Origin of the sequence: Xylophilus sp. GW821-FHT01B05 (assembly GCA_038961845.1) — a bacterium.
GTDB lineage: Bacteria > Pseudomonadota > Gammaproteobacteria > Burkholderiales > Burkholderiaceae_C > Xylophilus.
The window spans coordinates 3,609,380-3,621,610 of sequence record CP152408.1 but is presented as its reverse complement, the minus strand read 5'-3'; the positions used below and the strand labels follow the sequence as shown (position 1 = coordinate 3,621,610).

10 protein-coding genes are annotated in these 12,231 nt (G+C 68.3%); 6 read left to right on the top strand and 4 right to left on the bottom strand.

The window, feature by feature from the left end:
* Positions 1-34 precede the first annotated feature (34 nt).
* From AAFF27_16855 to AAFF27_16845, 3 genes are all read left to right on the top strand, one after another.
* Positions 35-325: a DUF6587 family protein gene (locus tag AAFF27_16855; GenBank protein XAH21684.1), complete on the top strand. Its 291-nt coding sequence runs from the start codon at positions 35-37 to the stop codon at positions 323-325.
* A 99-nt stretch (positions 326-424) separates the two neighbouring features.
* On the top strand, positions 425-3,397 hold the full coding sequence (locus AAFF27_16850) for an EAL domain-containing protein (GenBank protein ID XAH21683.1): 2,973 nt from the start codon (positions 425-427) through the stop codon (positions 3,395-3,397).
* A gap of 10 nt (positions 3,398-3,407) precedes the next feature.
* Positions 3,408-4,610 carry an FAD-dependent monooxygenase gene (locus AAFF27_16845; protein ID XAH21682.1) on the top strand — a complete coding sequence of 401 codons (1,203 nt, stop codon included), beginning with the start codon at positions 3,408-3,410 and terminating at the stop codon, positions 4,608-4,610.
* An 86-nt stretch (positions 4,611-4,696) separates the two neighbouring features.
* On the opposite strand, the gene AAFF27_16840 is transcribed toward AAFF27_16845, so the two are convergent.
* The 3 genes from AAFF27_16840 to AAFF27_16830 form a co-directional block, all read right to left on the bottom strand.
* Positions 4,697-5,038 carry a YkgJ family cysteine cluster protein gene (locus tag AAFF27_16840; protein ID XAH26254.1) on the bottom strand — a complete coding sequence of 114 codons (342 nt, stop codon included), beginning with the start codon at positions 5,036-5,038 and terminating at the stop codon, positions 4,697-4,699.
* 117 nt (positions 5,039-5,155) lie between these two features.
* The gene (gene argF / locus AAFF27_16835) at positions 5,156-6,112 is read right to left on the bottom strand and encodes an ornithine carbamoyltransferase (protein ID XAH21681.1); all 957 of its coding nucleotides are present in this window, start codon (positions 6,110-6,112) and stop codon (positions 5,156-5,158) included.
* Positions 6,113-6,193: 81 nt separating this feature from the next.
* Positions 6,194-7,396: an aspartate aminotransferase family protein gene (locus AAFF27_16830; protein XAH21680.1), complete on the bottom strand. Its 1,203-nt coding sequence runs from the start codon at positions 7,394-7,396 to the stop codon at positions 6,194-6,196.
* A 242-nt stretch (positions 7,397-7,638) separates the two neighbouring features.
* On the opposite strand from AAFF27_16830, the gene AAFF27_16825 reads away from it, so the two are divergent.
* A complete protein-coding gene (locus tag AAFF27_16825) occupies positions 7,639-7,953 on the top strand; it encodes a DUF3579 domain-containing protein (GenBank protein XAH21679.1) in 315 nt (104 codons plus the stop codon).
* 25 nt (positions 7,954-7,978) lie between these two features.
* Complete coding sequence (locus tag AAFF27_16820) at positions 7,979-9,976, top strand: ATP-dependent helicase (protein ID XAH21678.1); 1,998 nt, start codon at positions 7,979-7,981, stop codon at positions 9,974-9,976.
* Positions 9,977-10,105: 129 nt separating this feature from the next.
* Here the strand turns inward: AAFF27_16820 and rpsT are convergent, their stop codons facing one another.
* Positions 10,106-10,411 carry a 30S ribosomal protein S20 gene (rpsT, locus tag AAFF27_16815; GenBank protein ID XAH21677.1) on the bottom strand — a complete coding sequence of 102 codons (306 nt, stop codon included), beginning with the start codon at positions 10,409-10,411 and terminating at the stop codon, positions 10,106-10,108.
* Positions 10,412-10,621: 210 nt separating this feature from the next.
* Here rpsT and murJ point away from each other — a divergent pair, with 210 nt between their 5' ends.
* Positions 10,622-12,187, top strand: a complete 1,566-nt coding sequence (murJ, locus tag AAFF27_16810; protein ID XAH21676.1) for a murein biosynthesis integral membrane protein MurJ — start codon at positions 10,622-10,624, stop codon at positions 12,185-12,187.
* Positions 12,188-12,231: the final 44 nt, after the last annotated feature.

Sequence of the window (12,231 nt, the reverse complement as noted above, 5' to 3'; positions counted from 1 at the left end):
GGTGATCCGGAACGCAGATAAAAAGGGCTAAGCCATGGGACAGGAAATCGTCGTTGCCGTCGTCGTTGCCATTGCCGCCTTGTACGCCACTTGGTACTGGATGCCTGCGCGTTGGCGCCAGCGCCTGGCATTGCGCTTGGCCACCAATGTGCAGCGTCTAGGGGTTCGGCAGGCGGGTGCCGAGCGTGTGGCGCAGGCGGTGGGGGCGGCGCCGGGCTGCAGTTCCTGCGAGAGCTGCGGCAGTTGTGCTACGCCAAAGGACGGCCCGCCCGGGGCCGCCGATCTGCCGGGCGCAGAGCCGGTCCGGATCGTGCGCCGCCGCTGAGGGATGGGCGGCGGCAGGCGGCAGATCTGCGGGCTGTAGCCTGGCCGTTATCGTTGATACTCCCTGCAGCGTGATCGCACACCTGCGCCCCTAGACCGAATGAAACCCAACCCTGCCCATGGTCACTGGCGGTTGGCTGGTTCGCGGCTGTACGGTGGCATGGCAGCCCTTGCCGGTGTGCCCGCGCTGGCCGCAGCGACTTCACAGACCACCTCCGCCCCCACACTCGCGATGCCGGCACTGCTGTTTCTTTTGCAGGCCTTGGCGGCGGGCGTTGCGGGCTGGATTGCCGTCTCCCGGGCGCGGGCTGGCATCCTGGTGGCGGTCTTCTCGGTGGTGGCTGCGGGCGCGCTGCTGGCGGCGGCAGCCCAGGTGGCAGGGCCGGGGCCTGCCGCCGAAGCTTTTTGGGTACTTGCCCGTATCGCTGAGATCGCCGTCGTGGGTGCTGTGTGTGGGGGCGGATGGCGCCAGCGGCAGTGGCCATGGGCGGCCGGGCTGGCCGCTGCGCTGTTGCTGCTGGCCGGCTGGTACGAATGGCGTGCGAGCTTGGGTTACGCGGCCCTTGCGGCTGCAGTGTTGCGCATAGGTGCCTATGTGTTGCTGGGGCGCGCGCTGCCCGCGCGGGAGGCACTGCCGCCGATAGGCGCGCAACTGCCGCATGGCGTGGTGTTTCAGCTTGTCGTCGATGCGCAGGGACACCCGCACGTGTCCTACGTAAGCCCATCGATAGCGCGCGTCAATGGCTTGCGGGTGGCTGACGTGTACCGAGATCCGTCGCTGTGGTTCTCCCAGGTGCAGCCCGAGGACCGGGCCGATTTGCGGGCGCGCTGCACCAGCGCACAACAACAGCAGCAGGCACTGGACGCCTTGGTGCGAATCATGCGGCCAGACGGCGTGTTGCGCTGGATGCGGATCAGTGCAGCCAGCAGCACTGATCGCCAGGGACGCACCATCTGGGACGGCCTGCAGCTTGATGTCACCGAGCGCCGGCAAGCCGCACTGCGGGCGCTGGAAACCGATGACCAGTGGCTGGCCGTGCTGCGCCGGCTGCCGGGCGGCATCACCCGCTTTGATGCATCGCTGCGCATCCGCTTCATCAACGAAACCCATGCGCACTGGTATGGCCGCTCGGTCGCCGACATGCTGGGCCGCAGCCTGGCCGATATCCTGCCGCCTGAACGCTATGCGCGCCTGGAGCCGCAGTTGCAGCAGGCGCTGGCTGGCGATACGGTGGTCTTCGAGAACCAGGTCCAGCTGGCGCCTGGCGATGTGCGCTACCGCCACAACACCATGGTGCCCGAGCGCGGCAGCGACGGCAGTGTGCTGGGCGTGCTGTCCTTCGTGATCGACATCACCGAGCAGAAGCAGACCGAGCTGGCGCTGGCCGATCAACAGTCGCGCCTGCACAGCCTGTTCGCGGCGATTCCAGACATGCTGTTTTCCAAGGACCGCGACAGCGTCTACACCTCTTGCAACCAGCTGTTTGCCGACTTTATCGGGCGCACGCCGCAGCAGGTGGTGGGCTTGACCGACTACGACATGCCGATCTCTGCGCTGGCAGACAACGCTCGCGTGGAGGACCGCCATGTGATGGAGTCCGGCGAGGCGCTGCGTTCTGAAAGCCAGGTGGCCTTGCCTGGGGCGGGCAGTCCGATTTTTTTCGAAACCATCAAGGCGCCATTGCGCGATGCCGCCGGCACCGTGGTGGGGGTGGTCGGTGTGGCGCGCGACGTCACCGAGCGCAAGCGCGCCGAGCGCGAGATCGAGCAACTGGCGTTCTACGACGCATTGACGGCGCTGCCCAATCGCCGCCGCCTGTTGCCGCAACTGGAAGAGGCCGCCTGGGTAGCGGCTGCCGCGGGCAGCCATGGGGCCGTGCTGCTGGTCAACCTCGACCATTTCAAGAACCTCAACGACGTGCTGGGCCATGAGGCGGGCGAGCAGTTGCTGCAACTGGCCGCACAGCGCCTGCGGGAGGGCGTGCCGGCCTCGCAGGTCGTGGCGCATGTGGGCGGGGACGAGTTCGCGCTGGTGCTCGATGCCTTGGGTGGCGACGCCGCACAGGCGGCACAGGCGGCGCAGAAACTGGCCGTGGTGCTGCTGGACCTGCTGAGCCGGCCCTTTGACCTGGCGGGGCGCCGCCACTATGGCTCGGCCAGCATCGGCATTCGACTGTTCAGCCAGCCGGCCTTGCCTGCAGAGGAACTGCTGCAGCAAGCGGGCCTGGCCGTGGGCCACGCCAAGCAGGAGGGGCGCAACACCCAGCGCTTCTTCGACCCGTCCATGCAGCAGGCGCTCAATGCCAGCGCCGCCCTGGAGGCCGATCTGCACGACGCCTTGGCCTTGCAGCAGTTCTTGCTGCACTACCAGCCAGTGGTCGACATGCAAGGCCATATGGTGGGGGCCGAGGCGCTGCTGCGCTGGCGGCACCCGGTGCGCGGCATGGTCGGCCCGGGCGCCTTTATTGGCCTGGCCGAGGACAACGGACTGATCCTGCCGCTTGGCGGCTGGGTGTTGCGCGCGGCCTGCGAGCAACTGGTGGCCTGGTCGGGCGATGCGGTCATGCGCCACTGGTACCTGGCCGTCAACGTCAGCGCGCGGCAGTTCCGCCACCCGGATTTCCTGACGCAGGTGGATGCGGTGCTCAACGCCACCGGTGCCGACCCGCGCCGGCTCAAGCTGGAGCTGACCGAAACCGTGCTGCTGCGCGACACCGACGAGACGCTGGACAAGCTGGCCCTGCTCAAGGCGCGCGGCATGGGCTTGTCGCTGGACGACTTTGGCACCGGCTTCTCGTCACTCGGCTACCTGCGGCGGCTGCCGCTGGACCAGCTCAAGATCGACCAGTCCTTTGTGCGCGACATGCTGGCCGACGCCAACGGCGCGGCCATCGTGCGCACCATCCTCGCGCTGGCCGAAAGCCTGGGCCTGGACGTGGTGGCCGAAGGCGTGGAAACCGACGAGCAGCGCGATTTCCTGATGCGCAGCGGCTGCCGCGCCTACCAGGGCTACCTGTTTGCACGGCCCATGCCGGTCGATGAAATGGAGCGCAGCTGGAGGGAGAGGCCATGAGCGCCTACCAATGAGCGCCTATTGCCAGGAAATGCTCATCGCCGGCGGCGGCATCGGCGGCCTGGCTGCCGCATTGGCCTGCGTGCGGGCAGGCTGGCGTGCACGCATCTTCGAGAGTGCCGCGGCTTTTGCCGACGTTGGCGCCGGGCTGCAGCTCGGGCCCAACGCCACGCGCATCCTGCAAGGCTGGGACCTGGGCCAGCCGCTGTCCGAACTGGCGGCCTTCCCCGACCGGCTGGAGGTGCGCAGCGCCGCCAGCGGGCGCACGCTGGGGCGCCTGGCGCTGGGTGCCGATGCGCTGCGGCGCTACGGCGCGCCCTATGCCACGCTGCACCGCGCCGACCTGCATGGCCTGCTGCTGGCGGCCGTGCAGGCGCATGGCGAAACCGTGCTGCACCTGGGCGCGCGCATCGGCGCCGTCACACCGCGCGCTGATGCGGTGGCGCTGGCCGTCGAGCGCGAGGGCCACGCCATCGAGGTGGAAGGCGACGCGCTGCTGGGCGCTGATGGCCTGTGGAGCGGCGTGCGCGCCCAGTGGCTGCCGGGCGATGCGCCGCCGCGCCTGACCGGGCATTTCGCCTACCGGGCCTTGTTGCAGCAGTCGGCCTTGCCGGCCGCGCTGCGCAGCGCCCAGGTCACCGTCTGGCTGGGGCCCGGCCTGCACGCCGTGCAGTACCCGGTGCGCGGTGGCGAATGGCTTAACTTCGTGGTGCTGGTGGAGGAACCCGGGCAGGCCGGCGCCGATCCGCGCGGCTGGGACCAGGCCGCGCCGCCCGGTGGCCCGCGTGCGGCGCTGCAGGGCGCTTGCGGGCCGCTGCATGCGCTGTACGAGGCCGTGCCGCAGTGGCGCCGCTGGCAGCTCTGTGACCGGCCGCCGGTGGCCGGCCCCGACACCCTGGCCGCCGGCCGTATTGCGCTGATCGGCGATGCCGCACACCCGATGCTGCCCTACCTGGCCCAGGGCGCGGGCATGGCGATCGAAGACGCGGCCGAGATCGGTCAGGCGCTGGCCATGGACGCGGTGGATGTGCCTCTGCGCCTGCGCCGCTATGCGCTGCGCCGTTGGCAGCGCGTGGCCCGCGTGCAGGCCCGCTCGGCCCGCAACGCCCGGGTCTTCCATGCCAGCGGCCCGCTGCGCTGGGGCCGCGACGCTGCCATGGCCTTGCTGGGCGAGCGCCTGCTGGACATGCCCTGGCTCTATGCCGGGCCCTGACGTAACGGTTTGCTACTTTTTTTGTAGCTATAAGCCCAGGCTGCGCCTGGGCTAGAGGCATATTTCATGCAAAAAATGCCGAAACCTTACCAGGGGCCATCCGCCAGTGGCAGCAGCCCGTGCCGGCGCCGTGCGAGCTGGCAGGCGTCGCTGCCGGCCTCGAACTCGCGGCAGGGCGAGGGCCGCCACTCGTAGATGCCGCAGCGCGCCGCCTGCCCAAGGGTGCCGGTGAGTGCGGCGCAACGCGGCGGCTGGTGGTCGGTGCCGCGCATGCGGCTGAGCGTGTCGGTCAGTTCCACGGCCAGGCCATCCGGCACCGGGCCGCCGTGCTGGTTCAGCTCCTCCACCGAGAAGTCGACCCGAAAGCTCGCGCAGCAGGCACCGCAACGCAGGCAGGGGTGGGGTTCGTCCTTCACCGTATCCGTCATCGACGATACCGCCCGCAGCGCATGCAGGACAAAGGCTTCGAATGCCGCTGGCGGCGCCCCCGGCAAGGGGGACGGCGGTCGCGGCACGCGGTGCGCGAAGCCTGGGGGTGGTGCACTTCAGCTGACCCGGCCCAGCAGGAGGAATTCCATGAGTGCCTTCTGCACGTGCATCCTGTTTTCCGCCTCGTCCCAGACGACGGACTGCGGCCCGTCGATCACGTCGGCTTCCACCTCTTCGCCACGGTGGGCGGGCAGGCAGTGCATGAACAGGGCGTCGGGCTTGGCCGCGCGCATCATCTCGGTGTCCACGCACCAGTCGGCGAAGGCCGTGCGGCGCTCTTCGTTCTCGGCCTCGTAGCCCATGCTGGTCCAGACGTCGGTGGTGACCAGGTCGGCACCGGCGCAGGCCTGCATCGGGTCCTTGAACACCTTGTAGCTAGAGGCTGAGCGCACGCCGGCAATGGACTGGTCCACCTCGTAGCCGCTGGGCGTGCTGACGTGCACCGTAAAGCCCAGGATGTCGGCGGCCTGCAGCCAGGTGTTGGCCATGTTGTTGCCGTCGCCCACCCAGGCCACGGTCTTGCCCTTGAGGCAATCGGTCAGCGTGCCGCTGCCGTCGGTGGGGCCGCGGTGCTCGATGTAGGTGAACAGGTCGGCCAGGATCTGGCAGGGGTGGAATTCATTGGTCAGGCCGTTGATCACCGGCACACGCGAATGCGCGGCAAAGCTCTCGATCTTGTCCTGGCCGTAGGTGCGGATCATCACCAGGTCGACCATGCGGCTGATGACCTTGGCGCTGTCTTCGATCGGCTCGGCGCGGCCGAGCTGGCTGTCGCCGGTGGTCAGGTGCACCACGCTGCCGCCGAGCTGGTACATGCCGGCCTCGAAGCTCACGCGGGTGCGGGTCGAGGCCTTCTCGAAGATCATGGCCAGGGTACGGTCGGCCAGCGGGTGGTACTTCTCGTAGGCCTTGAACTTGCGCTTGATCTGCGCCGCGCGCTGGAAGATCCAGGCGTATTCGTCGGCGGTGAAATCATTGAACTGCAGGTAATGGCGGATCGGTGCGGTGGTCATGGCGTCGGGTTCAGCTGGATTCGGCGGAAAGCGAAAGACGCCGCGGCTGTGGGCCGCGGCGCCGGGCGTGCGCAAGAGGGATCAGCGCGGTTCGGCGAGGAAGGCCTTCACCAGTGGCGCCAGCAGGGCCACGATCTGGTCGGCTTCGGCCTCGGTCAGGATCAGCGGCGGCACCAGGCGGATCACGCTGTCGGCGGTGACCGACAGCAGCAAGCCGGCATCGGCCGCGCGCTGCAGGATCACGCCGCAGGGGCGGTCCAGCTCAATGCCCAGCATCAGGCCCTGGCCGCGCACTTCACGCACGCCGGGCAGGCTGCCCAGCTCGCGCTGCAATGCGGCCTTGAGGTGGGCGCCGACCTTGGCGGTGTTCTCCAGCAGGCCGTCTTCTTCCATGATGCGGATGGTTTCCACACCGGCACGCATGGCCAGCGGGTTGCCGCCAAAGGTGGAGCCGTGGTTGCCGGGCTGGAAGATGTTGGCGGCCTTGGGGCCGGTCACCACCGCGCCCACCGGCACGCCCGAGCCCAGGCCCTTGGCCAGCGGCATCACGTCTGGCTGGATGCCGGCCCACTGGTGCGCAAACCACTTGCCGGTGCGGCCCATGCCGCACTGCACCTCGTCGATCATCAGCAGCCAGTCGTGCTCATTGCACAGCGCGCGCACCTGCTGCAGGTACTCCAGCCGCATCGGGTGGATGCCGCCTTCGCCCTGGATGGTCTCGAAGAACACCGCGACCACGTCGGGGTTGCCTTCGGTGGCGGCCTTGAGTGCGTTGATGTCGTTCAGCGGCACGCGGATGAAGCCTTCCACCAGCGGCTCAAAGCCCTTTTGCACCTTGGGGTTGCCGGTGGCCGACAGCGTGGCGATCGAGCGGCCGTGGAAGGCGCCTTCGTAGACCACGATCTGCGGGCGGGCGATGCCCTTGTCATGGCCGAACTTGCGCGCCAGCTTGAGTGCGGCCTCGTTGGCCTCCAGGCCGGTCGAGCAGAAAAAAGCATTGGTCAGGCCCGACAGCTCGACCAGCTTCTTGGCCAGGGCTTCCTGGCCGGGCACGTGGTAGTAGTTGGAGCTGTGGATCAGCTTGCCGATCTGCTCCTGCAGCGCCGGCACCAGCTTGGGATGGTTGTGGCCCAGCGTGTTGACGGCGATGCCGCCCAGGCCATCCAGATAGCGTCGGCCCTCGGTGTCCCACACCCAGACGCCGTCGCCATGATCGAGCGCGATCGGCAGGCGGCCGTAGGTATTCATCACGTGGGGCGAGGTAGGCGCTGTCGAGGCGGTCATGCGGGTCCTTCAGAAGCAGGGGGATGGTGGGATTCAGCGAAGCGCGCGCCGCTGAAAGCCGATTTTAGAGGGCCGCCTGTGGCTGACAGGTGACGATTGCGCATCACAGCAATGCGGCGGGAGGGGGGCTAGGGCAGGCCCGTAGAATACGACCCCGATGTCGCAGCGGTGACGCTGTCGCACTGCATCCTTTCCGCGGCACCCTCCGCCTGCCGCCCAGGTTTCACCGAAGCCCCTCCACGATGGTCGCCTTCAACGCCAAAGAAATTTTCATCCAGGGCCTCACCAGCGACGGCCGCACCTTCCGGCCCAGCGATTGGGCAGAGCGTTTGGCGGGCGTCATGAGCGGTTTCCGGCCCGGCGGCCCGGTGCCGGGCAGCCATCTGGGCTATTCGCCCTGGTGCATCCCGACCACGCTCAACGGCGTGAAGTGCGTGGTGGTCCACCCCGACCTGCGCGACTACGACGCCATGGCCTGGGATTTCGTCATGAATTTCGCCCGCGACAACGATTTGCAGGTGGCGGAAGCCTGCCTGCTGCCAGAAGGCAAGCCCTGACGCGGCCCTTGTCAGGGGCCCCGCCGTGAGCGAAATCGCCCATACCGCCCCCTTGTTCGTGCCGCCACCCGGCACTCTGGTGCCCACGGACGAGCAGCAAGCGATCCAGACCGCCCTGCAACCCACCGTGCTGGTGGAAGCCCACGCCGGCGCCGCCAAAACCACCACCCTGGCTCTGCGCCTGGCCGAGGCCTGGCGGCGCGGCGCGGCGCCCGCCAGCTGCCTGGTGCTGACGGCTACCGACGCCGCCTGCGTGGCCATGCAGCAGGCGCTGCGCCGCATCGAGGTGCCGCAGCCAGTGGCGCAGTCCTTTCGCATCGCTACTTTCGAGAACTTCGCCGCCTCGGTGCTGCGCGGTATCGAAGGCGCCGCCGTGCCGCTGCTGCGCCAGGCCGAGCAGCTCAAGCCTTATGTCTGGGAGGGCATCGACTGGATGCAAGACCGGCAGGAAGACCGCTGGCGCGATGCGCTGCTGTTTCCGTCCCTGGGTGACACCGGCTTTGTCGCGGAGTTTCTGGAGCGCATGCTGTGGCTCAAGGGCACGCTGCGGCTGGAGCGAGAAGGCCTGGAAGGCGCGCTGGCGCCCCACCACGCCGAGCAGCTAGGCCAGGACTACACCCTGCTGCGGGTGCTGCATGCCTACGAGCGCGTGCGGCGCGGCGCCCATCCAGACCACCCGGCCTTCCGTGGCCCGGGTGACGCCAGCTACGACCTGGCGCGCCACCTGCGGGCCGAGGAAGAGGGCCTGGCCGACGCCTATCCCGCCGCCTGGCCGCAGCGCCTGCGCCTGCTGCTGGTGGACGAAATGCACGACATGAACGAGGCCATGTACGCCATCCTGCGGCGCCTGCTGCAGCCAGAGGCGGTGTCGTTCTGCGGCGTGGGCGACGTGCACCAGGTGATCCATTCGGCCATGGGCGCCGACCCGGCCTTTCTGCGCGGGCGCATTCCCGAAGACACCGGGCGCCGCGTCGCGGCCTACCGGCTCAGCAGCAGCTTTCGCTTTGACGACAACCTGGCCCGGCGCGCCGGCCGCTTTACCGGGCAGAAGATCAGCTCGGCCGGCACCCATGCCACCACGCTGGAGGTGCGCGCCTACCAGGACGAGGAAGACTGCGTGGCGCAGGTGGTCGATGCCATCCAGGCCTTTCGCAAGGGCCGGCGCAACCTGGCCGGCATGGCGATTTTGCTGCGGCACGAGCACCAGTCCATCCTGCTGGAGAACGCGCTGGTCGATGCCGGGCTGCCTTACCGCATCAGCGGTTTTGAGAGCTACCTGCAGCGCCCCGAAGTGCTGTTGGTGCGCGGCCTGCTGACCATTGCCACGCGGGACTTCGACAGCCTGCGCAACCCCGAAACCCTGGGGCGCATGGTCGAGGCCTTTGTGTTCTTCTGCGGCACCCGCTTTGACGAAGACCCGGCGCAGGCCGACCAGTCGCAGGCGGCACTGCTGGCCACGGCCATCCGCCATTTCCGCGACAACAGCGAGAACCTGTCGGCCTTCCTGGACAACCACGTGCTGCGCACGGCCGACGCCGGCGCTGCGCGGCGCTTGCGGGCGGCCATCGCCGTGGCGCAAGGGGAGGGTGGCCCGGAGCTGTTCGATCGCTTCCTGGCGGCGCTGGACATGCCCTGGTTCGTGTCCCAGGTGCTGGTGCAACCGCAGCGCCGCGTGGCCGCGCTGCGCAATATCGAGGGGCTGCGCCATCTGGCGGCGCGCTTTGACAGCGCCCCGGCCTTCTTCCATCGCCTGAACGAGACGGAAATGCGCCTGGCCACGCTGCGCAAGAACACGCCGTTGACCGTGGCCAGCGCGGCCGACGTCAAGGGGCTGGAGTTCGACCACGTGCTGCTGCCCTTCTTGCAGCAGGGCGAATTCCCCGACGCCGAAGGCCGGCCGGCGGACGAGGAGAACCTCTTCTACGTCGCCATCACCCGTGCGCGCCTGGCCCTGGGCCTGTTTGCTTCGGCAGCGCAGCCCAGCGAGTTTGTGCAGCGCATGGGCTTTAAAAAATCCGGGTAAAAATAACGACGGGCAACAAAAAACCGCCCGAAGGCGGTTCTTTGCTTTGCTGCAGCGCACCCGTTACAAACGGCGGACGGGAAGCCCGTCCGGGCTGTGCCTGAAAGATTCAGGCGGTGAGACTGCCGATTAAGCGGCAGCCGGGGCGGTGGCGAGAGCCTTGACCTTGGCGGCCAGGCGGCTCTTGTCGCGGGAGGCCTTGTTCTTGTGGAAGATGCCCTTGTCGGCCACGGTATCGACCACGCTCTGGGCGCGGGCGAAGGCTTCGGCGGCCTTGGTCTTGTCGCCGGCAGCAACTGCCTTCTCGACGTTCTTCACCGCGGTGCGGTACTTGGAACGCAGCGAGGTGTTCGCTGCGTTGAGCTTGGTGTCCTGGCGGACGCGTTTACGGCCCGACGCGAGACGGGGGTTCTTTTTCTTCGGCTTGGTTGCCATGATTCGATTCCTTAGATGTCTGAGGATGTTGCAGCAAAGCCCATGATTCTAGCAAACCCCCCAGCCTTCCCACTTCGTGTGGTTCGGACACCCCCTTGCAGGGGGCGATGCCAGCAGACCGGCGGAGCCGGATCTGCGGCATCCTGCGCAGTGCCAGGCCGAGGTGATTGGTAACTGAGTGAGCCTCGCAAGCCCCCTACACTCGGCGCCGTGTCATTGTTTAAAGCCGCCTCCACCGTCTCGCTGTTGACGCTCGCTTCGCGCGTTACCGGCCTGGTTCGCGAACTGCTCATGGCCTCGGTTTTTGGGGTGAGCCCGCTGACCGATGCTTTCAACGTCGCCTTCCGCATTCCCAACCTGTTTCGCCGCGTGTTTGGCGAGGGGGCTTTCAGCCAGGCCTTTGTGCCGGTGCTGGCCGCCACCCGGACGGAGCATGGCGACGAGGGCGCCAAGGCGCTGATCGATCATGTCGCCACTTTGCTGGCCTGGGTGCTGGTGCTGCTGTGCATTGCCGGCGTGATCGGTGCGCCGTTCATGGTCTGGGCCATGGCCAGTGGCCTGGAGCGCACGCCGCACGGCTACGACGCAGCCGTGGTCATGACGCGCTGGATGTTCCCCTACATCGGTTTCATGTCGATGGTGGCGCTGGCCGGTGGCGTGCTCAATACCTGGCGCCGCTTTGCCGTGCCGGCGGCCACGCCGGTGCTGCTCAACGTGACCCTGATCCTGTCCCTTGTCTGGGGCGCGCCCTTGTTTGCGCGCTACGGCCTGGAGCCCATCTATGCGCAGTGCCTGGGCGTGATGCTGGGCGGCGTGCTGCAACTGGCCCTGCAGCTGCCGGCCATGCTGCGCCTGGGGCTGCTGCCGCGCATCGGCGTGAGCCTGGCGGCGGTGCGCGCAGCCTGGGCCGACCCCACCACGCGGCGCGTGGCGCGGCTGATGCTGCCGGCGCTGCTGGGCGTGAGCGTGGCCCAGCTGTCGCTGCTGATCAACACGCAGATCGCCTCGCATCTGGCCTCTGGCAGCGTGAGCTGGATCGTCTACGCCGACCGGCTGATGGAATTCCCCACCGCCATGCTGGGCGTGGCCCTGGGCGTGGTGCTGATGCCGCAACTGGCCGCCGCGCGCGCCGCCAAGGACGATGAGCGCTACTCGGCCATGCTCGACTGGGGCCTGCGCCTGGTGGTGCTGCTGTCGGTGCCCTGCGTGGTGGCGCTGCTGGTGTTTGCCCGGCCGCTGGTGGCGGTGCTGTTCCACCACGGCGCCTTCACCGACCGCGACGTGCAGCAGACCACGGTAGCCCTGATGGGTTACGGCGTGGGCCTGCTGGGCCTGGTGGCGATCAAGGTGCTGGCGCCGGGTTTCTACGCCAAGCACGACATGCGCACGCCGATGCAGATTGCGGTCTGTGTGCTGGTGCTGACCCAGGTGCTCAACTACTTCCTGGTGCCGCTGCTGCAGCACGCGGCGCTGACGCTGTCGATCGGCATTGGCGCCATGGTCAATGCGCTGTGGCTGCTGATCGGGCTGATCCGGCGCGGCAGTTTCCGGCCGCTGCGCGGCTGGGGCCTGTTCTTGATGCAGGTGCTGGCGGCCAGCGCGTTGCTGACGGTGTTCTTGGTGTGGATGTCTACCCACTTCGACTGGATCGGCATGCGCGAGGCCTCCTTGCAGCGCGCGGGTTTGCTGGCCGGCGTGATCGCGGCCAGTGCCGTGCTCTACCTGGGGGCGGCATGGGCGGCGGGGGTGAACCTGCGGCAGATGTTGCGGCGTTAGAACGTGCCCGAGGCCTCGCTTGACGGGGCCGCGGGGGCGCCGCC